A 20,255-nucleotide genomic window follows, 5' to 3' on the forward strand; every position below is an offset into this window, starting at 1 on the left:
GACCTCCCGGTCACCGTCGGCATCAACGGTTCCATCACCGACCACACCTCGTCAGAGATCTCCTGCCGCATCACCGTTCAAGACTCACCCATGCGAAGACGAAACCACTTGATCAACACGCCCTAGGAGTCCCGTTGGCTGAGGTGTCGCGAGGAACGAGCGAGCCGAGTCCTGAGGTGTGAGGCCGCTCGCGGCCGAGCCTCGAAGGGCGAAGTCCGCCTTGGCCGGTCCCTTCGAGGTGTGCTGCGCGGATCCTGAGGTGCCCCGACGAAGGAGGGGCCTCGAAGGGCGCACCTCAGGGACCGGTTGGCGGCACGCAACCCAAAAACATCAGCACTGTCTAGGACGGCTGCGTGGCCTCCAGGCCGGCGTTCACCAAGGCACCGACCGCATCACCGAGGCCGTCGAAGCCGGCACCGACGGTCTGCCCCTGGCTGTGCCGGAAATATATGCCTTCGAGGATCACCGCGAGTTTGAAGAACGCCAGCCCGAGGTGGAAGCCCATTGCGGTGACGTCGCGGCCCGAGCCGGTGGCGTAGCGCTGCAGGATGTCGCCGGCCGACAGGTAGCCGGGGGCCAGCGGGGCGTCGTTGACGACCGCAGCATTCTCGCCGCCGGCCTGGGCCATCTGCTGATAGGCCAGCAGTACGGCGACGTCGGTCAGCGGGTCGCCGAGGGTGCTCATCTCCCAGTCGAGGACCGCAGTGATCCGGTCGTCGGCGTCCACCAGCGCGTTGTCGAGCCGGTAGTCGCCGTGGACGATGGTCGCATCGGAATGGGCCGGCAACTGCCGGGCCAGGCGTCCGGCGAGTTCGTCGATGCCGGGCAGGTCGCGGCTGCGGGAGGCGTCCAGCTGCTTGTTCCAGCGCCGCACCTGGCGTTCCAGATAGCCGTCGGGGCGGCCGAAGTCGGCCAATCCGACCTCGGACGGATCGACCGCATGGAGGGCGACCAGGGTGTCGACGAGTCGTTCGGAGATCACCCGCGTCCGCTCCGCGCCCAGCGGGTCGAGCTGGCTCGCCCGCGCGTAGGCGGTGCCCGGCATGGCCTGCATGACGTAGAAGGGAGCGCCGATCACCCCGGCGTCCTCGCAGTGGGCGTGGACGGCCGGGACGGGAACGGCGGTGCCGGCCAGCGCCGACATGACCCGCTGCTCGCGGCCCATGTCGTGCGCCGTGGCGAGCACATGGCCGAGCGGTGGACGGCGCACGACGACCTCAGTGCGGCCGTCGCCGACCCGATAGGTCAGGTTCGACTTGCCGCCGGTGATGAGCGAGGCCGACAACGGCTCGCCTAGCAGGCCCGGGACCTCCCGCGCCAGCCAGCTGCCGAAGGCCGCCAGGTCGAGTCCGTCCACCGCCTCTGTCATGTCAGTCCTTCGGTCCGCCGGCGACGTAGATGACCTGGCCGGAGACGAAGCCGGCACCCTCGCTGACGAGGAACGAGACCGTGTGGGCGATGTCCTCGGGTTGGCCGACCCGGCCGACCGGAATCTGGTCGGCACTGAACTTGATGAAGTCGTCGAACGGCACGCCGATGCGCTCGGCGGTCGCGGCGGTCATATCGGTCTGGATGAAGCCGGGGGCGACGGCGTTGGCGGTGATGCCGAACTTGCCCAGCTCGATGGCGAGGGTCTTGGTGTAGCCCTGGATGCCGGCCTTGGCCGCCGAGTAGTTGGCCTGGCCGCGGTTGCCGAGGGCCGAGGTCGACGACAGGTTGACGATGCGGCCGAACTTCGCCTCGGTCATGTACTTCTGCGTGGCCTTGACGGTGTTGAACGCGCCGCGCAGGTGGACCGCCATGACGAGGTCCCACTCCTCGACGGTCATCTTGAACAGCAGGTTGTCGCGGATGATGCCGGCGTTGTTGACGACGATGGTGGGGGCACCGAGTTCGGCGGCGACGGTCTCGACGGCCGCGTTGACGCTCTCGGGGTCGGAGACGTCGGCACCGACGGCGAGGGCCTTGCCCCCGGCGGCGGTGATGGCGTCGACGACGGGCTGGGCCTGGGCGGCGTCGAGGTCGAGGACGGCGACCTGCAGGCCGTCGGCGGCCAGGCGCTGGGCGGTTCCGGCACCGATGCCACGGGCGGCTCCGGTCACGATGGCGGTGCGGGTCTCGGTCACGAGTTTCTCCTTGGCGTGGTCCTGTGCTAAGCGCTTGCTTAGTCCTCCTCGCACGGTAGCGCATCGAGGCGTCTCCCGTATACGGGTGCGGTCCGGGCACCGAACTGCGCGACCTCTAGGGTCGTCGGGTGAACGCCTACCGGCTGCCCATGCGCTGGGCCGACCTCGACCAACTGGGCCACGTCAACAATGTCGTGTATCTCGCCTACGCCGCCGAGGCCCGTGCCGCACTCGTCGCCCAGGGGGAACTCGACCCGGCGCTGCGGCCGGTGACGACCGCCATTGACTTCTACCGGCCTCTGCTGCTGTCGCGGCGACCGGTCATCGTGGAACAGCGCCTCGACGGCGATGTGCTGGAGCAGTCGGTCACCCAGGATGTCGACGGCGAGACGGTGGAGTTCGCCGCCGTGCGCAGCCAGCTCGGCACCCCGGCAGCCCTCGGCGCGCCACGGATCGACGGCCCGCGCGCCCGGTTCTGCGGTCGGCGCGGCGACGTGGACGAATCCGGTCACGTCGATGCGGTGCGGGTCTTCGAATACTTCCAGGAGGCCCGCATCATCGCGATGGCGCAGGGCTGGTCTTCCGGCGCTCTCGGGCGCATGGTCGTGGCCCGTCTGGAGGTCGACTACGGCCTGCCGGTCCCGTGGCGGAGCGAGCCGTGGGACATGGTCTCGACGATCACTCACATCGGATCGAAGTCGTTCACGCTGGAGTGCGAGTGGCGCGACGGGCCGCTGGTGCTGGCCCGCAACCGCGCGGTGTTGGTCGCCTTCGACGTCGAGACGCAGTCGTCGCGCCCGATGAGTGACGCCGAGCGCGCCTACCTGGACGATTTCTCCTCCCTCGCCGATCCCACCCCGTGAGCGAGGAGATGCCTGCCGAGGCAGGACTCGGCTCGCTTGCACCGCGAGAAGTCCCTTCGAGGCTCGCTCGTTCCTCGCTCGCACCTCAGGGACCCGGTACCGCCCACCGCCCGGTCCCTGAGGTGCGTAGGCCGCCTGCGGCCGGAGTGGGGGTACCTCCCTGCACGAAGTGCTCGGGGGATCGAAGGGTATACCCCAGCCAGCGGCTTTGCCGGCTCCGCCGTGTTGACCATGCGGTGCCGATCTTCAGGTCACCCCGGCTCCGCCGTGTTGACCATGAAGTGCGCCGCGCGGGCCACGTAGTTCCAGAACTCCGCGTCCTGCTCGGGGGGTAGGGCGGCGGCGTCGAGGCCGGCGCGGAAATGGGTCAGCCAGCGCCCGGCGGCCGACGGGGTCACGGCGAAGGGGGCGTGACGCATGCGCAGCCGGGGATGGCCGCGCTGCTCGCTATAGGTCGTCGGGCCGCCCCAGTACTGCATGAGGAAGAGCCGGAAGCGCTCCTCGGCCGGGCCGAGGTCGGCCTCGGGATACATCGGGCGCAGCACCGGGTCGTCGGCGACGCCCTCGTAGAAGACCCGCACGATGGTCGCGATGGTCTCCTCACCGCCGATGTCCTCGTAAAAGGTGGTCACTGCTGCTCCTGCACCGTGGTCTGGAAGGAGGTCGGGATGCGGATACCGGCCTCGTCGAAGCGGACCTTGATCCGCTGGCGCATCGTGCGCGCGACCGCCCACTGCTCCAGCGGCGCGGTCTTCAGGACCACGCGCACGACCGCGCCGTCCTTGGCGAACCGTTCCACGCCCCATACCTCGGGTTCCTCGATGATGACCCCCTGATAGCGCTCGCTGCGCCACAACGCTTCGGCCTCCTCGGCGAGGATCGCCTGCACCTGGTCCAGGTCGGCTTCGTAGCCCACCGTCACGTCCAGCACCGTGCGCGCCCAGTTCTGCGACTGGTTGCCGACCCGCAGCACCTCGCCGTTGCGGACGTACCAGACGGTGCCGTTGACGTCGCGCAGCCGCGTGACCCGCAACCCGACCGCCTCGACGGTGCCGCCGGCCTCGCCCAGGTCGACTGAGTCCCCGACCCCGTACTGGTCCTCCAGGATCATAAAGACTCCCGCGAGGAAGTCCTTGACCAGCGTTTGCGCGCCGAAGCCGAGCGCGACGCCCAAGATGCCCGCGCCGGTCAGCAGCGGGGCGATGTTGACGCCGAGCTGGTCGAGGATCATCACGACGGCGATGGCGACGATGGCGAGCGTGGCAATCGAGGCCAGCAGGTCGCCCATGGCCTTGGCGCGCTGCTTGCGGCGCTCCGAGGCCCCCGGCCGCAGGTCGGCGAGGATCTCGCCGGCCTTGGAGTTGGCTAAGACGCTCGGTACGCTGCCCTCTGCGGCCCGCCGGACGATGCGCGCGAGGAAGCGCTTGATGAGCCAGCGCGCGCCGAAGGCCACGGCGACGATGAGCAGTACCCCGCTCGGGCGCTCGACGAGATATTCGTAGAGCTTGCCCTCGGGCAGTGACAGATCGAGGTCCGGCATGACTCCAGCCTACGGGCGCTACGATGTGGCCATGTCGACTCCCGTGCGCCTGTTCGCCCTCGTCTCGTCCGTGCTCGTCATGGTCGCTGTGGCCCCTGCGGCCGCCCTGGCCGGCACCCCCGTCACCTGGGAGAGCGAGAAGGGCCTGGACTTCCTCGGCTACGTGACCTTGCTCGTCGGTATCCCGGCGGGCCTGTTCGTCGTCATCACGATCCTCGCCCTGGCCACCGCGCGGCGCAGTTACACGCCCCCGGCTCCCGGTTCCGAGATCCACGTCCCCAGCGATCTTCCCGACCACCACTGAGGTTCGGGTCCCTTCGAGGCGCGCTGCGCGGGTCCTGAGGTGCGAGCGAGGAACGAGCGAGCCTCGAAGGGCGCACCTCAGGGACCTGGGGGCCTCACCAGGTCTTGGCGCGGGCGCGCAGGGAGCGGGCGAGGTCGTCGCGGCCCTCCTTGACGTAGCGCACCGCCGCGGCCGGTGCCGTGGTCGAGGCCAGCCAGGCATCGACCCGCTCCAGCGTCTCGGCGCTCGGGTTGGCGTTCGGGAACAGGTTGATGAGCGCGATCTGGCCGATCCACACGCCCATCTCGTCGACCACCGTCTCGGCCATCGACAGGTACTTCTCGACGTACGGCGCGAGCACGTCGGCCTGGCCGGTGACCTGGATACCGCCGGCGATGGAGCGGCGCGTCTCGTTGGGGGTCGAGGGGTCCTCGACGGCCCGGTGCCAGGCCTCGGCCTTCGCCTCGGGTGTCGGTCGCAGCGCCAGTGCGCCCGCCGCACGTTCGCGGCCGGAGTTCGTGTCGTCGCGGTGCAACTCCTCGGCGATGGCGTCGGCGTCGGCCGCGCCGATCCGGGCCAGCGCTGACACCAGCGTCCAGCGCAGGTCGGCGTCGACCGTGAGGCCGTCCAACTCGCCGGCCAGCAGTGAGTGCAGGAACTCCGGCGACCGGGCCGCGCCCGCGTAGCCGCGCACGAGCGCGAGCTGGTGGTCGCTGCCCGGTTCGGCGGCCTCCACCAGGGCGCGCAGCCCCGATTCCCAGCGCTCGGCGAGCTCCTCGAACCGGGCCTGCGGCGTGTACAGGTTGACCGCGCCGAGACCCTGCCGCAGCAGAGAGCCGACCGCCACCAGGTCGGATTCGGTGCCGACGCCCGCTAGCACCAGGTCCACGAAGTCGCTCGACGCCAACTCGGCGTCGCGCGTCATATCCCACGCCGCGCCCCAGCACAGCGCGCGCGGTAGCGAGTCCGCGAATGACGCGATGTGCCCGACCAAGGTGGCGAAGGAGCGCTCGTCGAGCCGGATCTTCGCGTAGGTCAGGTCGTCGTCGTTGAGCAGCACCAGGTCGGGCTGCTTCGTGCCGACCAGCTCGGCGATCTCGGTGCGCTGGCCGCTGATGTCGGTCTCGACCCGACCCGTGCGCACGAGGGAGCCGCCTGTCAGGTCGTACAGGCCGATGGCGACGCGGTGACGACGCAGCGTCGGATGATCCGGGTGGGCCGTCTGGGTCACCGCGAACGATGTGAACGCGCCGTCCTCGCCGACCGCGAAGTCCGACGCCAGCGTGTTGACGCCCGTGGTCTGCAGCCACTCGGCCGCCCACGACTGCAGTTCGCGCCCGGAAGCCGCCTCCAACTCGGCCAGCAGGTCGGTCAGCGTCGTGTTGCCGTAGGCGTGCTTGGCGAAGTAGCTGCGCAGCCCGGCGAAGAAGTCCTCCTCGCCGACCCAGGCCACCAGCTGCTTGAGCGACGAGGCACCCTTGGCGTAGGTGATGCCGTCGAAGTTCGCCTCCACCGCGTGCAGGTCGTAGTTGTCGGCCGCGATGGGGTGGGTCGAGGGCAACTGGTCCTGGCGGTACGCCCAGTTCTTGCGGTTGTTGGTGAAGCCGGTCCAGGCGTCGCGGAAGCGGGTCGCGTTGACCTGCGCGTGATGCGAGGCGAACTCGGCGAACGACTCGTTCAGCCACAGGTCGTCCCACCACTTCATCGTCACGAGGTCGCCGAACCACATGTGCGCCATCTCGTGCAGGATCGTGTTCGCGCGCGACTCGTAGGCCGCGACCGTCTGACGGCTGCGGAAGATCATCTCGTCGCGGAAGGTCACGCAACCCGCGTTCTCCATCGCGCCCATGTTGTATTCGGGCACGAACAGTTGGTCGTACTTGCCGAACGGGTAGCCCATGCAGAAGGCCCCCTCGAAGAACTCGAAGCCCTGCTTGGTGATGAGGAAGATGTCGTCGGCGTCGAGGTGTTCGACGAGCGACTGGCGGCAGAACACGCCGAGGCCGATGTCGCCGAACTCGCCGGAGTAGGTGTCGCGCACGACGTGGTAGTCACCGGCGACCAGCGCGGTGATGTAGGTGGACATCTTCTTCGTCGGCGCGAAGTGCCAGGTGGCCGTATCGGTCCCTGAGGTGCGAGGAACGAGCCTCGAAGGGACCTCAGGGACCGGCTCCGGCGTGGGTGAGTTCGATACCACTTGCCAGTGCGCGGGAGCGGTGACGTGGAAGGTGAACTCGGCCTTGAGGTCGGGCTGCTCGAAGGTGGCGAACACGCGGCGGGCGTCGGGCACCTCGAACTGGGTGTAGAGGTAGACCAAGCCGTCGGCCGGGTCCACGAAGCGGTGTAGGCCCTCGCCGGAGTGCGAGTAGCGGCAGCGCGCCGCCACGACCAGTTCGTTGGTTGCCTGGAGGCCGGTCAGGGCGATGCGGCTGTCGGCGTAGGCACCTGGATCGACGGCCTCGCCGTTGAGGGTGATCGAGTCGATCTCGGCGTCGACTAGGTCCACGAAGGTCGAGGCACCGGGCGTGGCCGCGAACGTCAGCGTCGTGACCGAGCCGAATCGCTCGTCGCCGGTGGTGAGGTCGAGCGCGACGTCGTAGGCCGGGTCGGACACGACCGCCGCGCGCTGCTGGGCTTCTTCACGGGTGAGATTGGTGCCGGGCATGTCCTCACTCTTTCACGGGCGGTCGCGTGACACGGGTCAGCGGTCTGCTCATCGGTGCCCATGAGTGCGGTCGGCTGTGACGTAGACGAGCGCACCGGCCGGGGTGACCTCGGCCTCGGCGAAGCCCGCCTCATCCAGCCACTGCAGGATTTCAGGCAGTGAGCAGCCGGGGCCCAGCACGCCCGCCGCGCGGCCGAGCGGCCACACCCCGCGATAGCGCAGCGGGCAGTCGGTGGTGATCGTGCTGACCGCGAGGCGCCCGCCGGGAGCCAGCACGCGGCCGAACTCGGCGAGCGCTGCGCGGGGGTCGGGGAAGCAGTGCAAGCTGGTGAAGGCCATGACCAGCTCGACCGAGCCGTCCGGCAGAGGCAGGTCGCCGACGTCCATCTGGACCGTCTCGACGCCCGGCACGCCGAGTTCGCGGGCCTGGCTGCGGGTGCGGTCGAGCATCGCTGGAGAGATGTCGGCCGCGAGGTAGCGCAGCGGGTGCTCGCGCGGCAGGTCGCGCAGCGCGATGCCGCCACCGCAGGGGATGTCGAGCACCGTGGACCCGGCCGGGAGCCGGCGCAGTTCTGCGGCCGCGAGCCGGTGCAGGTGTGCCACGCTTGCTCCGGTGCCGATCCGCCACAGCAGCGCGCCGATCTGCGGGTCAGCGGAGATGCGGTCGTACACGAGCGCCCAGGGGTGGTCGCGCTGCCAGGCGCGGCTCGGGTTCACCATGACGAGAGCATAGGCGGCGAAGGCGGTTGGCCTTTCTGAGCGGTGCGCCTCCTCGGGAGCACCCGAGGAGTCCGGTGGGCGGACAGAGGCGCGTGGTGGCTCGGTGTCCGGCAGGATGGGGTCATGGCCATCGGTTTCGCCGCTTCGGAGCGGTCGACGCTCGGCATCGAGTGGGAACTGGCCCTCGTCGACGCCGACTCCGGCGATCTGCGCCAGGTGGCCGAATACGTCCTCGACGCGGTGGCACCGGTCGGTGGCGGCCAGCATCCGAATATCCGCCAGGAGTTGCTGGTCAACACCGTCGAGGTGGTCTCGGGCGTTTCGCGCACGGTCGCGGAAGCGGGCCGCGATCTGGAGCGCAGCATCGAGCTGATCCGCTCGGTCACCGACCGGCTGCGGGTCGAGTTGATGTGCGCGGGCACCCACCCGTTCTCCCGCTGGGATATGCAGAAGGTCACCGACAAGGAGCGCTACGCGACTCTCATCGACCGCACCCAGTGGTGGGGCCGGCAGATGCTCATCTACGGCGTCCACGTCCACGTCGGCATCGAGGACCGCGACAAGGTGCTGCCGATCGGCCGTGCCCTGCTCGGTCACTACGGTCATCTGCTCGCGCTGAGCGCGTCGTCGCCGTTCTGGGGCGGCGAGGACACCGGCTACGCCTCCAACCGGGCGTTGATGTTCCAGCAGTTGCCCACCGCCGGACTCGGCTTCCAGTTCGACACGTGGGCCGAGCTGGAGGGCTATGTCGACGACATGCTGCACACCGGGGTCATCGATGTTTTCGACGAGATCCGCTGGGACATCCGGCCGTCCCCGAAGTTCGGCACGCTGGAGGTGCGGGTCTGCGACGGGATCCCGACGCTTGGGGAAGTGCTGAGCATCTCGGCGCTCATCCATTGTCTCGTCGAGCACTTCTCTCGCGAACTCGATGCGGGCCGCGAGTTGCCGACCATGCCGCAGTGGTTCGTGCAGGAGAACAAATGGCGTGCCGCCCGCTACGGCATGGATGCCATCCTCATCGTGGACCGCGCCGGTGACGAACGGCTGGTCGGCGACGATCTCGCCGGTTGGCTGCGCGTGCTCGAACCCGTCGCTGTCGATCTCGGCTGCGCTGCGGAATTGGCCGGAGTCGCCGACATCGTGGCGCGGGGGGCCTCCTATCAGCGTCAGCGCGAGGTGGCCGCGCGCCACGGGGGAGCGCTCGACCGGGTGGTGTCGTCGCTGGTGGAGGAAATGCGCACGGGCCGTCCGGTGTTGCCGTCGACATGACTGAGACCGTCGACTTCTGGTTCGACCCCCTGTGCCCCTTCGCCTGGATCACCTCGCGCTTCATGCTGGAGGTCGAGAAGGTGCGCGACGTGCGCACCGTCTTCCACGTGATGAGCCTGTCGGTGCTCAACGAGGACAAGGACGTGCCCGAGCACTACCGCGAGATGATCGCGGCGGGCTGGGGACCGGTGCGCCTCGGCATCGCCATCGAGGCCCGGCACGGCTCCGAGGCGCTGCGCGACTACTACACGGCCATCGGCACCAAGCGCCACAACGAGGGCCGGGACTTCAGCCCGGAACTGTTCGCCGAGGTGCTGACCGAGATCGGGCTGCCCGCCGAACTGGCCGCTGCGGCCGAGGACGCCTCCCTGGACCAGGCGGTGCGCGACTCGCACCAGGTCGGCATCGACAAGGTGGGCCAGGAAGTCGGCACCCCGGTCATCGAGATCGGCGGCGTTGCCTTCTTCGGCCCGGTCCTGCAGTCGATCCCCAAGGGCGAGGTCGCCGGAGCGGTTTTCGACGGTGCGCGGGCGCTGGCCTCGTATCCGGACTTCTTCGAGCTGAAGCGCACCCGCCACGGCGACCTCGACTTCAGTTGATCGGCCCCGCCTCCTGGGCGGCGGAGGCAAGCGCCTGACAGGATGGACGCATGCGTGTTCACGTCGCGGCCGACCATGCCGGATTCGAGTTGAAGACCTACCTGCTGACCTGGCTGGCCGAGAACGGCTACGAGCCGGTCGACCACGGTGCCTTCGCCTACGACGCGCTCGACGACTACCCGCCGTTCTGCGTCGCTGCGGCGCAGGCGGTGGCCGACGAGCCGGGGTCGCTCGGCATCGTCATCGGCGGTTCGGGCAACGGCGAGCAGATCGCCGCCAACAAGGTCGAGGGCATCCGGGCGGCACTCGCGTGGAGCACCGAGACGGCATCGCTGGCACGTCAGCACAACAACGCCCAGGTCGTCTCGGTCGGCGCGCGCATGCACACGACCGAGGAGGCCACCGCCATCGTGCAGACCTTCCTGACGACGCCGTGGAGCGACGAGGCGCGCCACCAGCGCCGCATCGACCTGCTGCTCGGCTACGAGCGCACCGGCACCTTCGCCGGCGACGCGGGTGCCTGAGGGGCACACCCTCCACCGGCTCGCCCGCGACCTGACCGAGGCCTTCGCCGGTCGGCGGGTGTGCTCGCTCAGTCCGCAGGGCCGCTTCGCCGCGCAGCGGATCGACGGCCGGCGGCTCGGGCCGTCGCGGGCGTGGGGCAAGCACCTGTTCGTCTCCGTCGAGGACGTGCCGTGGTCGGTGCATGTGCATCTGGGCCTGTACGGGTCCTTCCGGATCGCGCCGGGCACCGGGCACCCGGTGGCCGGGCAGGTGCGCTGGCGGCTGACCGCCTCGGCGCGCTCAGGCCCGCCGGTCACCGCAGACCTGCGCGGCCCGACGATCTGCGAGATCCTCATGCCGCCGCAGGTCGCTGCGGTGCTGGGCCGACTCGGTCCCGATCCGCTGCGGGCCGACGCCGATCCGGACCGGGCGTGGCAGCGGGTGCGCCGCTCGCAGCGACCGGTCGCGGTGCTCCTGCTCGATCAGGCGGTGCTGGCCGGGGTGGGCAATGTGTACCGGGCCGAGGTTCTGTTCCGCCACGGCATCGACCCGATGACGCCGGGGAGTGCCCTCGACCGGGACACTTGGCAGGCGATCTGGGACGATCTGGTCGCGCTCATGGCCGTCGGGGTGGAGCGTAACCGCATCGACACCGTTCGCCCCGAGCACGAGCCGGAGGCGATGGGCCGGCCGCCGCGCGTCGACGATCACGGCGGCGAGGTCTACGTCTACCGCCGCGATCAGATGCCCTGCTGGGTGTGCGGCACGCAGGTCGCCACGAGGGACCTGGCGGGCCGCCGCCTGTTCTGGTGCCCCGCCTGCCAGAACGTGCGCGGATAGGCGCTGGCTGAGGTGCGTAGGCCGCTTGCGGCCGGAGTGGGGGCACCTCCCTGCACGAAGTGCTCGGGGGATCGAAGCCTGCGGTGGTAGGTCATTTCGAGGCTCGCAAGCTCGCACCTCAATGACCGGGTTCCGCCTATGCACGCATCCTCTAAGGTCGATCCGTGAGCAGCCGCCGGATCGAGCGTGCGCGCCGCGCCGTGCCCGACTATGTCAACGACTCGATCATGCGCTGGCGCAGCGGATCGCGCGAGGGGCAGCTCACGGTGCTGGCTGTGGTTTCGGGTATCGACGTGGCCTTCTTCGTGCTGTCGATGTACGACTACAACCGCATGCCGATCAGCGGCTTCTACGTGCCCCTGCTGCTGGGGATGCTGTTACTGCGGTTCTGGCCGCTGGTCTCGTTGGTGTCCCTGACCGCAGTCTTCATTGCGGTCACCCTGGTCCATCAGGGTGAGATGACGCTGCCGCGTACGACCTCGGTGTGCCTCATGGCGGTCTCGATCAGTCTGATCGTCTACCAGGCGAGCCGGCATCGTTCGGGCCTTCCCGGTCCGCTCGGCCAGGCGATGCTGGTCGACCTGCGCGACCGGCTGCAGTCGCAGAGCCGGGTGCCGGACCTGCCGCCGGGATGGCGGAGCCAGTCGGCGATGCGCACGGCCAGCGGGATCAACTTCGCCGGCGACTTCCTGGTGGCGAATCTCAGCAAGGACGGTCGTCGCCTGGAGATGATTCTGGTCGACGTGTGCGGCAAGGGGGTGGGTGCCGGGTCCCAGTCGTTGCAGTTCGCCGGGGCACTCGGGGGACTGATCGGCGCGCTGCCGCCCATCGGCCTGTTCTCGGCAGCCAATGACTTCTTGCTACGTCAGCAGTGGCACGAGGGCTTCGCGACTGCGGTGCATGTCCTGATCGACCTGGAGACCGGGGAGTACTCGATCCTCAACGCCGGTCACCCGCCGGCGATGCGCTGGGACGCGGTGGGCGGGGCGTGGAGCATCGACGGCGCTCGGGGCCTGGCGCTCGGTATCGAGGAACAGCCGGAGTTCGAGCAGACGGTGGGCCGTCTGAGCGACGGCGACGCGCTCATGTTCTACACCGATGGTGTTGTCGAGTCGCCTTCGCGCGATGTCGGCGCGGGCATCCAGTGGCTGCGCGAGGCGGCCGGGCACATCGCGGCGGTCGGCCTGGACGACGCGCCGCAGCGCATCTTGTCACTCGTCACCGCAGGCGGCGACGACCGTGCGGTGCTGATCGTGGAGCGCCGGGGCTGACAGCTTCGGCTTCCGCAGCGGGACCGGCCTTGAATGCGCCCGTCGCGGGGACGCGGTGGAGCGAACGACGGGACTCGAACCCGCAACATTCTGCTTGGAAGGCAGAGACTCTACCAATTGAGCTACGTTCGCATGCCAGCACAGCGGCACCCCCATGATGCCATACGCACGGCGTCGACCGGCCGCGACTAGACTCGGCCACCGGCCACGGGATGTAGCGCAGTTTGGTAGCGCATCCGCTTTGGGAGCGGAAGGTCGCAGGTTCAAATCCTGTCATCCCGACGAGCGCAGCGAGGAGCGGTGACGAGGATTTGAGGAGGAGGCGCGCCAGCGCCGACGGGGTCCTGTCATCCCGACGAGCGCTGTCGGTTTAGGAGGCGCACCCTTCGAGGCTCCGGCCGCAGGCCGCCTACGCACCTCAGGGACTGCGCAGCCGGCGCCTGAGGTGCGACGAAGGAGCCTCGAAGGGACTCAACCGCAGCTCATTTCGAGGCTCCGCTCGTTCCTCGCTGCGCACCTCAATGAGCGGCTTCGACCCAGTGGTTCAGCTCGCCCCTTGGGGACCCGTCACCCACGGCGGCGAGGTGATGCCTGACCAGCGCGAATACCGGTACGCTGTGCCTGACTCACGCCCGAATGGAGATGTCAATGACGGAAAAGAAGTCCGAGGGGACCTGGAAGGCCACCCCCGAGGCCGAGGCCAAGGCCAAGAAGTTGCGGATCTTCGCGGTCCTCCTGTGGCTGCTCGGCATCGCGCTGGAGGTCGGTGCGATCTTCGGCCTGCTGCTCAACAAGTCGATCCTCACCGAGAAGGCCAGCGTCGACGACCGGGGCGTGCTGTCGTCCTCGGAGTCGTTCCCGACGTGGGCGCTCGTCACGCTGATCGCGCTGCTGATCCTCGACGGCATCGTCGTCGTCATCGGTTCGATGCTCTGGAAGAAGGCCAATCAGTACGACCCGGCCTCGCGGGCGCAGCCGGTGAAGTTCTTCGTCCAGAACCAGCTGGGTGCCGCGATCCCGTTGCTGGCGTTCGTGCCGATCATCATCTTGATCTTCCTCAACAAGGACATGGACAAGACGCAGAAGACCATCGCCGGTGTCGTGGGCATCGTCGTGGCCCTCGTCGCGGCAGCCCTCGGTGCCGACTACGACCCGCCGTCGGTGGAGAAGTACACCGCCGAGAAGCAGGCCGTCATCCAGCTGCTCGGCGAGGACCAGGTCTACTGGGCCGGTGGCGGCGAGGTCTACCACGTGTGCGCCAACGTGTCGGACCTGAAGAACAGTGATCCGATCTCGGGTACGACCGCCGAGGCCGTCGAGGCGGGTAAGCCCCGGCTCACGCTGAAGATCGAGAGCGAGTTGGAGGCCTGCAACCGCGCGGTGCCGAACAACATCGAGGAGATCGTCGACGCGATCCGCGCCGTCCAGCAGGGCGAGAGCACCGAGCAGATCCTGCCGACGCCGGACTGGTCCGGTATCGACAACGCGCCCTCCGGTGGCGCGCTCGACACTCTGAATGACGTGCTCGAGCAGGCCAAGGACGCCGCCTGATTCGTGCGCTTCGCCCATGACGAGGCCCGGACTCCCGCACGCGCGGGGGTCCGGGCTTCGTCATGTGCTCCAGCGGTGCGGCGTCGCCGCTCGTGTCGTTCATCGGCGCACGGGGACGAACGAGGCTAGCCTGGGCGCGTCAGAACACTCCGGGGAAAGGTTCGTTCATGCGCGCGATGTCACTTGTCATGGGATTCCTGACACTGGGATTGGGGGCCATCGTCGCGATGGTGGGCCTGATCGTGCTCAGCAACGTCAACGATCCGGACTTCGTGCCCACGCTGGGCAAGGAGTACTGCTACCCGCCCGACGGCGGTAAGAACTGGCAGGAGTGCAGCTGGCAGGGCAGCTCCCCGGGGGACCTCGTCGCTGTGGTTCAGCAGACGGAGAGCGGCCTGGCCAATGATCGTGCGGGGGGTCTGGGCCTGACCATCGTCGGTGCGGCGCTGATCCTCGCCGGCGCGGTGCTGGCCGCGCAGGGGTTGAACGCAGGCGGCCGGGCCGGGGCCGCCCCGGCGGCGGCCGCACCCCAGCAGACGGCCGGGCACGGCGCCCCGCCGCCGCCTCCGGCCTAGCCGGACAGATCGGGTGCTCGGGCAGGCCGTAGACTGACCGGCGGCCCGCGTGAGGATGTCCGCGGGTCGCGTTTGTTCATGGCGCGCAGCCATCCCATCAGCACAGCACCGATCGCAGGAGTCAGCCACGTGAAGAGCACCATCGAGAACCTCAGCCCCACGCGGGTCAAATTGACCATCGAGGTGCCGTTCGAGGAGTTCAAGCCGGCTCTCGACAAGGCCTACAAGACCATCGGTGCGCAGATCCAGGTGCCGGGCTTCCGGCGCGGCAAGGTCCCGGCGGCCATCGTCGATCAGCGCGTCGGCCGTACGGTTGTGCTCGACGAGGCGATCAACTCGGTTCTGCCCGACTGGTACCGCGAGGCCGTGACGCAGGCCGACCTGCAGCCGCTGAGCCAGCCCGAGATCGACCTGACCAAGTTCGCCGACGGCGAGGACATCGAGATCACCGCCGAGCTGGACGTGCGCCCGGAGATCGAGCTGCCCGACCTGGCCGGCATCGCCGTCGAGGTGGCCGAGATCGAGGTCACTGACGCCGACATCGACGAGCAGCTCGACTCGCTGCGGGAGCGCTTCGCGACCTTCACCTCCGTCGAGCGGGCCGCCGCCGAGGGCGATCAGCTCGAACTGAACCTGTCGGCCGCCCACAAGGACGGCACGGCCATCGACGATGCGACGGCCGAGGGCCTGCCCTACCGCGTCGGCGGCTCGGAGATGCTCGACGGCCTCGACGAGGCCGTCACCGGTCTGGCCAAGGGCGAGACCGCGACCTTCGCCACGACGCTCGTCGGTGGTGAGCTGAAGGGCACCGAGGTCGACGTCACGGTCACCGTGACCGAGGTCAAGCAGACCGATCTGCCCGACCTCGACGAGGAGTTCGTGCAGATGGCCTCGGAGTTCGACACCGTCGAGGAGCTGCGCGCCGACCTGCGCGAGCGGCTGACCCGCGGCAAGCGCATGGAGCAGGCCGCCGAGGCCCGCGACCTCGTCCTGGACGAGATCCTGGCCCAGGTCGACGTGGCGCTGCCGGAGGATCTCGTGACCGAGGAGATCACCGCGCGCCGTCAGCAGATCGAGCAGCAGCTCGCCTTCTCGGGCATCTCCTTCGAGCAGTACCTGGACGACCAGGAGCAGACCGCCGACGAGTTCGAGGCCGAGCTGGAGAAGGCCGTGCGCGACTCCATCGTCTCGCAGTTCGTGCTCGATCAGGTCGTCAAGACCCGCGAGATCGGCCTGGAGGACAACGAGCTGATGCAGCACATCATGCGGCGCGCTCAGCAGTCCGGCGAAGACCCGAACTCCTACATCCAGCACATCATGGAGCACAACCACGTGCCCGAGATGATGGGCGAGGTGCTGCGCGGCAAGGCGCTCGCCTCCCTCGTCGAGGGTGCGAAGGTCGCCGACAAGGCGGGCAACGTCATCGACCTGGCCGCGCTGGCCGGCGACGGTTCCCTGAAGACCGACGAGGCCTGAGGATCCGCTGATTTATTAGGTCGATGCCGCTCATTGAGGTGCGTAGCGAGGAACGAGCGGAGCCTCGAAATGAGTTGCGGTTTGGGTCCCTTCGAGGCTTGCTCGCACCTCAGGGACCGGCCACGGCACACAACCCGAATAAATCAGCGCCCCCCGGCGGTGGCGGAGACGCGGCTCACGTGATGTAACGCTCGTTTACATTTACTTGGCAGGGACGCGGCCGACACCGCACAATAGAGGCATGCCTTCCGAACCCGCCCGCACGACCGACGTCGCCGCCCTCGCACTCGAATACGGCGACCGTCTCATCGTCGGCACCGTGCGCGACGTTCACCAGGCCGTCGCGCAGCGCGCCTTCCGGGCCACCCGCGTCGTCGGCAGCCGCGTCCCCGAATCCCTGCACGACGCCGTCGTCACCTCCGTCTACGGGGCGATCAGCGGCGTCCTGCGCGTCTCCAGCGGATCGGTCCGCGCCCTGTCGGCGCGCGGCATCGGCCGCCCCGTGGAGTCCACGCGCCTCGGCCGGGGCGTCGTGGCGGCCCTCAACGGCCTCGTCGGCGACGAGCTGCGCCGCCTCGACGACCCGCAGGCCATCACCATGTCGGTCCGCGTCGACGGTGCCGACGTGCCGGTCACGGGCTGGCCACTGCGCGAGGCATTCCGCGACGCCACCAGCCACCTGGTGATCTTCCTGCACGGCCTGTGCGAGGACGACGAGTCGTGGAACGCGATGCGCCGCACCCAGGGGACCACCTACGCCGAGCGCATCGTGGCCGAGACCGACGGCACGCCCGTCTTCGTCCGGTACAACACCGGCCTGCACATCTCCGAGAACGGCAAGCACCTCGACGCGCTGATCGGCCAGATGGTCGAGAACTGGCCCGAGCGGGTCACCCGGATCACCTTGGTCGGTCACTCGATGGGCGGCCTCGTCGTGCGCGCCGCCACCAACCACGCGACCGCTTCGGGCGGCACTTGGACGGGGCTGGTCCGCGACGTCGTCTGCCTCGGTACTCCCCATGCCGGTGCCGCGCTGGAGAAGGCCGCCCACGCCGGAGCGCGGGTCCTGCGCTTCCTGCCCGAGTCCCGTCCGTTCGGCCACATCCTCGACACCCGCTCGTCCGGCATCGTCGACCTGCGACATGGCTACATCAGCGCCGACGAGTGGGAAGGCCAGGATCTCACCGCGCGCTGGGGCCTGGACCGCATCGCCGCAGCACCTCTGGCGCACGCCGAATACCACTTCGTCGCCGCCACTCTTGGTGCCACGAGGAGGCACCCGCTGAGCGCCGTCCTGGGCGACTTGCTGGTGCATTTCTCCTCGGCCGCAGGCATCGGTCGGTCGGGTCCCGTCGTGGACGGCGCGCGCTTCGAGTATCTTCCGAGTTCGAACCACTTCGCCCTGCTCAACCACCCCCAGGTGGGCGACTGGCTGGTCGAGTGGGTCAAGGCGTCCTCGCGTGAGCGTCGCGCCATCGCCGCAGGCACCCCCTGACCGTCCCGGAGGATTCCATGACCAATCGTGATCTCATCACGGCCAGCATCGAGATCGAGGCGTCGCCCGAGCGCGTCTGGTCCATCGTGTCCGATCTGAAGCGCATGGGGGAGTGGAGTCCGCAGTGCCGCAAGATGATCGTCCGCGGCGGTGAGGTCAAGCAGGGCACCCGCACGATCAACATCAACCGGCAGGGCTGGAAGGTATGGCCCACCCGCTCGTACGTCAAGGTCTTCGAGCCGAACAAGACCCTCGCGATCAAGGTCGCCGAGAACGGCACGGTCTGGACCTACGACCTGGAGCCGACCGCGACGGGTACCCGCCTGACCGAGTCGCGCACCGCCCCGAATGGCGTCTCGGCGATCTCGAATGTGTTGACCAAGTATGTGCTCGGAGGCACCGAGCAGTTCGAGGACCGTCTCCAGGCCGGCATCGAGCAGACTCTGGCGCGGATCAAGGCCGAGGCCGAGGCCGCCTGATGGCGCGCGGCTACGTCGCGCCGCTGGAGGCCGCCGTCGACATCGCCGCCCCGCCTGCTGCGGTGTGGGCCGTCGTCAGTGACCAGCGTCGGATGAACGAGTGGAGTCCGGAGACCTGGAAGCAGAAGTTCTTCGGCTATCCCGTCCGCGAGGGCACCGTCAGCGTGAACCTCAACAAGCGCAAGGGCTTCGTCTGGCCGACGCTCAGCAAGGTCACCGCATTCGTGCCCGAGCGGCACCTCGCCTTCCGGGTCGTCGGGCCGGGCGCTGTGTGGAGTTACACCCTGGAGCCGACCGAGACCGGCACCCGCCTCGTGGAGCGCCGCGAACTGCTGAAGAACCGGCGCACTTTCGCCTCGCTCGTCACCGCGTCCACGGCGCTCGGCGGCATCGAGAGCCACGACGCCGAACTCGTCGCCGGCATGGAGCAGACGCTCGCGCGGATCAAGGCCGAGGTCGAGCAGGCCTGAGCCAGAAGGCGGACCTTGGTCCCTGAGGTGCGCCCTTCGAGGCCGCTCGTTCCTCGCGGCACACCCGGTCCCTGAGGTGCGAGGAGCTTGCGACGAAGCCTCGAAGGGGCCCGCCGCGCTGGGGTCCCTTCGAGGCTTCGGCCGTGACCGGCCTACGCACCTCAGGGATCGAGTTCCACCCGCCGCGAGCGCGAAGCGCCCTGGAATGCTGAAGCGGCAGGCGCGAAGCGGCCTGTCTGCCGTCAGCGAACAGGGCGTGTTCTCCCGTGTGTCGCGGCCGTCGGCCGTCTAGGGTCGAGCACGTGAATCCACAGCCCGACCTTTCTCCCCGCATGTCCGCGCAGGCGGGGCCGTCCGATCTGGACGGCCACATCTACCAACGCCTGCTCCGCGAGCGCATCGTCTTCCTCGGCTCGGAGGTGCGCGACCAGAACTCCAACGCGATCTGCGCGCAGATGCTCCTGCTCAACGCCGAGGACCCCGAGGCCGACATTTCGCTATACATCAACTCGCCCGGCGGCTCGGTCGATTCGGGCCTGGCGATCTACGACACGATGCAGTTCATCTCCAACGACGTCGTGACCGTCTCCTTCGGGCTGGCGGCGTCGATGGGCCAGTTCCTGCTGGCCGCCGGCACCAAGGGCAAGCGCTTCGCCCTGCCGAACTCGCGCATCATGATGCACCAGCCCTCCGGCGGCATCGGCGGATCGGCGGCGGACATCCGCATCCAGGCCGAGCAGAGCCGGCTGCTCAAGCAGCGGCTCAACGAGTTGCAGTCCAAGCACACCGGCCAGCCGATCGCCAAGATCGAAGAGGACGCCGACCGCGACCGCTGGTTCAGCCCCGAGGAAGCCAAGGAGTACGGCTTCATCGACCACGTTCTGACCAGCCAAGGCGACCTCCCGAAGGGCGGCAAGTGATGAGTTACTACATCCCGCAGTGGGAGGAGCGGACGTCCTACGGCTTCCGCCGGATCGACCCCTACGCCAAGCTGTTCGAGGACCGCATCATCTTCCTCGGCACGCCGATCAGCGACGATGTCGCCAACGCGGTCATCGCCCAGCTCCTGTGTCTGCAGGTCATGGAGTCCGACCGCGACATCAGCATCTACATCAACTCACCGGGCGGATCGTTCACCGCGATGACGGCGATCTACGACACGATGCGCTACCTCAAGCCCGACGTGCAGACGTTCGTCCTCGGCCAGGCCGCTTCGGCCGCTGCGGTGCTGCTGGCCGCCGGCACGCCCGGCAAGCGGTACGCGCTGCCCAACAGCCGCATCCTCATCCACCAGCCCTACACCGAGGGCACCGGCGGGCAGATCTCGGACCTGGAGATCCAGGCCAACGAGATCCAGCGCATGCGCACGCTCATGGAGGAGATGATCGCGAACGCCTCGGGCAAGAGTCCCGAGGACGTCAGCAAGGACGTCGACCGCGACAAGATCCTGACCGCCCAGCAGGCCCTCGAGTACGGCCTCATCGACCAGGTGCTCGACACCCTCAAGAAGCCGGTGTCCTGAAGAC

General features: G+C 68.8%; 21 protein-coding genes and 2 tRNA genes. 16 read left to right on the forward strand and 7 right to left on the reverse strand.

Features of this window, described 5'->3' with window-relative positions; genetic code table 11:
- Positions 1–340: 340 nt before the first annotated feature.
- Together QM597_RS02150 and fabG are read right to left on the reverse strand one after the other, a co-directional pair.
- A complete protein-coding gene (locus QM597_RS02150; RefSeq protein ID WP_415003228.1) occupies positions 341–1,369 on the reverse strand; it encodes a phosphotransferase family protein in 1,029 nt (342 codons plus the stop codon).
- A 1-nt stretch (position 1,370) separates the two neighbouring features.
- On the reverse strand, positions 1,371–2,126 hold the full coding sequence (fabG, locus tag QM597_RS02155; protein ID WP_415003229.1) for a 3-oxoacyl-ACP reductase FabG: 756 nt from the start codon (positions 2,124–2,126) through the stop codon (positions 1,371–1,373).
- Positions 2,127–2,254: 128 nt separating this feature from the next.
- Between fabG and QM597_RS02160 the strand changes: the two genes are divergently transcribed.
- Positions 2,255–2,989: an acyl-CoA thioesterase gene (locus QM597_RS02160; RefSeq protein ID WP_415003230.1), complete on the forward strand. Its 735-nt coding sequence runs from the start codon at positions 2,255–2,257 to the stop codon at positions 2,987–2,989.
- 251 nt (positions 2,990–3,240) lie between these two features.
- On the opposite strand, the gene QM597_RS02165 is transcribed toward QM597_RS02160, so the two are convergent.
- Positions 3,241–3,621 carry a globin gene (locus QM597_RS02165; protein WP_415003231.1) on the reverse strand — a complete coding sequence of 127 codons (381 nt, stop codon included), beginning with the start codon at positions 3,619–3,621 and terminating at the stop codon, positions 3,241–3,243.
- The gene (locus tag QM597_RS02170; protein ID WP_415003232.1) at positions 3,618–4,529 is read right to left on the reverse strand and encodes a mechanosensitive ion channel family protein; all 912 of its coding nucleotides are present in this window, start codon (positions 4,527–4,529) and stop codon (positions 3,618–3,620) included. The genes QM597_RS02165 and QM597_RS02170 overlap by 4 nt, the downstream gene beginning before the upstream one ends.
- A gap of 31 nt (positions 4,530–4,560) precedes the next feature.
- Between QM597_RS02170 and QM597_RS02175 the strand changes: the two genes are divergently transcribed.
- Positions 4,561–4,833, forward strand: a complete 273-nt coding sequence (locus QM597_RS02175) for a hypothetical protein (RefSeq protein ID WP_415003233.1) — start codon at positions 4,561–4,563, stop codon at positions 4,831–4,833.
- 94 nt (positions 4,834–4,927) lie between these two features.
- On the opposite strand, the gene pepN is transcribed toward QM597_RS02175, so the two are convergent.
- Together pepN and QM597_RS02185 are read right to left on the reverse strand one after the other, a co-directional pair.
- The gene (pepN, locus tag QM597_RS02180) at positions 4,928–7,477 is read right to left on the reverse strand and encodes an aminopeptidase N (protein ID WP_415003234.1); all 2,550 of its coding nucleotides are present in this window, start codon (positions 7,475–7,477) and stop codon (positions 4,928–4,930) included.
- Positions 7,478–7,525: 48 nt separating this feature from the next.
- Positions 7,526–8,197, reverse strand: a complete 672-nt coding sequence (locus tag QM597_RS02185) for a class I SAM-dependent methyltransferase (protein WP_415003235.1) — start codon at positions 8,195–8,197, stop codon at positions 7,526–7,528.
- 123 nt (positions 8,198–8,320) lie between these two features.
- Here QM597_RS02185 and QM597_RS02190 point away from each other — a divergent pair, with 123 nt between their 5' ends.
- The 5 genes from QM597_RS02190 to QM597_RS02210 all read left to right on the forward strand — a co-directional run bounded on the left by QM597_RS02190 (position 8,321) and on the right by QM597_RS02210 (position 12,683).
- Positions 8,321–9,469 (forward strand): glutamate--cysteine ligase, encoded by a 1,149-nt coding sequence (locus QM597_RS02190; RefSeq protein ID WP_415003236.1) that lies wholly within the window; start codon positions 8,321–8,323, stop codon positions 9,467–9,469.
- Positions 9,466–10,068: a disulfide bond formation protein DsbA gene (locus QM597_RS02195; RefSeq protein ID WP_415003237.1), complete on the forward strand. Its 603-nt coding sequence runs from the start codon at positions 9,466–9,468 to the stop codon at positions 10,066–10,068. The genes QM597_RS02190 and QM597_RS02195 overlap by 4 nt, the downstream gene beginning before the upstream one ends.
- A 50-nt stretch (positions 10,069–10,118) precedes the next feature.
- A complete protein-coding gene (locus QM597_RS02200) occupies positions 10,119–10,592 on the forward strand; it encodes a ribose-5-phosphate isomerase (RefSeq protein ID WP_415003238.1) in 474 nt (157 codons plus the stop codon).
- Positions 10,585–11,412 carry an Fpg/Nei family DNA glycosylase gene (locus tag QM597_RS02205; RefSeq protein ID WP_415003239.1) on the forward strand — a complete coding sequence of 276 codons (828 nt, stop codon included), beginning with the start codon at positions 10,585–10,587 and terminating at the stop codon, positions 11,410–11,412. The genes QM597_RS02200 and QM597_RS02205 overlap by 8 nt, the downstream gene beginning before the upstream one ends.
- A gap of 164 nt (positions 11,413–11,576) precedes the next feature.
- A complete protein-coding gene (locus tag QM597_RS02210; RefSeq protein ID WP_415003240.1) occupies positions 11,577–12,683 on the forward strand; it encodes a PP2C family protein-serine/threonine phosphatase in 1,107 nt (368 codons plus the stop codon).
- Between the two features lie 56 nt (positions 12,684–12,739).
- Here QM597_RS02210 and QM597_RS02215 read toward each other — a convergent pair.
- A tRNA-Gly gene (locus QM597_RS02215) sits at positions 12,740–12,815 on the reverse strand.
- Between the two features lie 76 nt (positions 12,816–12,891).
- On the opposite strand from QM597_RS02215, the gene QM597_RS02220 reads away from it, so the two are divergent.
- The 9 genes from QM597_RS02220 (at position 12,892) to QM597_RS02260 (ending at position 20,251) form a co-directional block, all read left to right on the forward strand.
- A tRNA-Pro gene (locus tag QM597_RS02220) sits at positions 12,892–12,965 on the forward strand.
- Positions 12,966–13,331: 366 nt separating this feature from the next.
- Positions 13,332–14,234: a hypothetical protein gene (locus QM597_RS02225; protein WP_415003241.1), complete on the forward strand. Its 903-nt coding sequence runs from the start codon at positions 13,332–13,334 to the stop codon at positions 14,232–14,234.
- A 167-nt stretch (positions 14,235–14,401) separates the two neighbouring features.
- The gene (locus tag QM597_RS02230; protein ID WP_415003242.1) at positions 14,402–14,809 is read left to right on the forward strand and encodes a hypothetical protein; all 408 of its coding nucleotides are present in this window, start codon (positions 14,402–14,404) and stop codon (positions 14,807–14,809) included.
- A gap of 129 nt (positions 14,810–14,938) precedes the next feature.
- The gene (gene tig, locus QM597_RS02235) at positions 14,939–16,285 is read left to right on the forward strand and encodes a trigger factor (protein WP_415003243.1); all 1,347 of its coding nucleotides are present in this window, start codon (positions 14,939–14,941) and stop codon (positions 16,283–16,285) included.
- A gap of 241 nt (positions 16,286–16,526) precedes the next feature.
- Positions 16,527–17,780, forward strand: a complete 1,254-nt coding sequence (locus QM597_RS02240; RefSeq protein ID WP_415003244.1) for an esterase/lipase family protein — start codon at positions 16,527–16,529, stop codon at positions 17,778–17,780.
- A gap of 17 nt (positions 17,781–17,797) precedes the next feature.
- Positions 17,798–18,259, forward strand: coding sequence for an SRPBCC family protein (locus QM597_RS02245; RefSeq protein WP_415003245.1), 462 nt, complete (start codon positions 17,798–17,800; stop codon positions 18,257–18,259).
- Positions 18,259–18,729 (forward strand): SRPBCC family protein, encoded by a 471-nt coding sequence (locus QM597_RS02250; protein WP_415003246.1) that lies wholly within the window; start codon positions 18,259–18,261, stop codon positions 18,727–18,729. The genes QM597_RS02245 and QM597_RS02250 overlap by 1 nt, the downstream gene beginning before the upstream one ends.
- Before the next feature lie 332 nt (positions 18,730–19,061).
- The gene (locus QM597_RS02255; RefSeq protein WP_415003271.1) at positions 19,062–19,649 is read left to right on the forward strand and encodes an ATP-dependent Clp protease proteolytic subunit; all 588 of its coding nucleotides are present in this window, start codon (positions 19,062–19,064) and stop codon (positions 19,647–19,649) included.
- Positions 19,649–20,251: an ATP-dependent Clp protease proteolytic subunit gene (locus tag QM597_RS02260; RefSeq protein ID WP_415003247.1), complete on the forward strand. Its 603-nt coding sequence runs from the start codon at positions 19,649–19,651 to the stop codon at positions 20,249–20,251. Before QM597_RS02255 ends, QM597_RS02260 begins: the two co-directional genes overlap by 1 nt.
- Positions 20,252–20,255: the final 4 nt, after the last annotated feature.

Origin of the sequence: Aeromicrobium sp. (genome assembly GCF_047607065.1) — a bacterium.
Lineage (GTDB): Bacteria > Actinomycetota > Actinomycetes > Propionibacteriales > Nocardioidaceae > Aeromicrobium.

Bases quoted from the DNA above. Each gene is read 5' to 3' on its own strand.
- QM597_RS02150 (WP_415003228.1), bottom strand. From the start codon at position 1,369: ATGACAGAGGCGGTGGACGGACTCGACCTGGCGGCCTTCGGCAGCTGG.
- QM597_RS02170 (WP_415003232.1), bottom strand. From the start codon at position 4,529: ATGCCGGACCTCGATCTGTCACTGCCCGAGGGCAAGCTCTACGAATAT.
- QM597_RS02175 (WP_415003233.1), top strand. From the start codon at position 4,561: ATGTCGACTCCCGTGCGCCTGTTCGCCCTCGTCTCGTCCGTGCTCGTC.
- pepN (WP_415003234.1), bottom strand. From the start codon at position 7,477: ATGCCCGGCACCAATCTCACCCGTGAAGAAGCCCAGCAGCGCGCGGCG.
- QM597_RS02185 (WP_415003235.1), bottom strand. From the start codon at position 8,197: ATGGTGAACCCGAGCCGCGCCTGGCAGCGCGACCACCCCTGGGCGCTC.
- QM597_RS02190 (WP_415003236.1), top strand. From the start codon at position 8,321: ATGGCCATCGGTTTCGCCGCTTCGGAGCGGTCGACGCTCGGCATCGAG.
- QM597_RS02195 (WP_415003237.1), top strand. From the start codon at position 9,466: ATGACTGAGACCGTCGACTTCTGGTTCGACCCCCTGTGCCCCTTCGCC.
- QM597_RS02200 (WP_415003238.1), top strand. From the start codon at position 10,119: ATGCGTGTTCACGTCGCGGCCGACCATGCCGGATTCGAGTTGAAGACC.
- QM597_RS02225 (WP_415003241.1), top strand. From the start codon at position 13,332: ATGACGGAAAAGAAGTCCGAGGGGACCTGGAAGGCCACCCCCGAGGCC.
- QM597_RS02230 (WP_415003242.1), top strand. From the start codon at position 14,402: ATGCGCGCGATGTCACTTGTCATGGGATTCCTGACACTGGGATTGGGG.
- QM597_RS02240 (WP_415003244.1), top strand. From the start codon at position 16,527: ATGCCTTCCGAACCCGCCCGCACGACCGACGTCGCCGCCCTCGCACTC.
- QM597_RS02245 (WP_415003245.1), top strand. From the start codon at position 17,798: ATGACCAATCGTGATCTCATCACGGCCAGCATCGAGATCGAGGCGTCG.
- QM597_RS02250 (WP_415003246.1), top strand. From the start codon at position 18,259: ATGGCGCGCGGCTACGTCGCGCCGCTGGAGGCCGCCGTCGACATCGCC.
- QM597_RS02255 (WP_415003271.1), top strand. From the start codon at position 19,062: ATGTCCGCGCAGGCGGGGCCGTCCGATCTGGACGGCCACATCTACCAA.
- QM597_RS02260 (WP_415003247.1), top strand. From the start codon at position 19,649: ATGAGTTACTACATCCCGCAGTGGGAGGAGCGGACGTCCTACGGCTTC.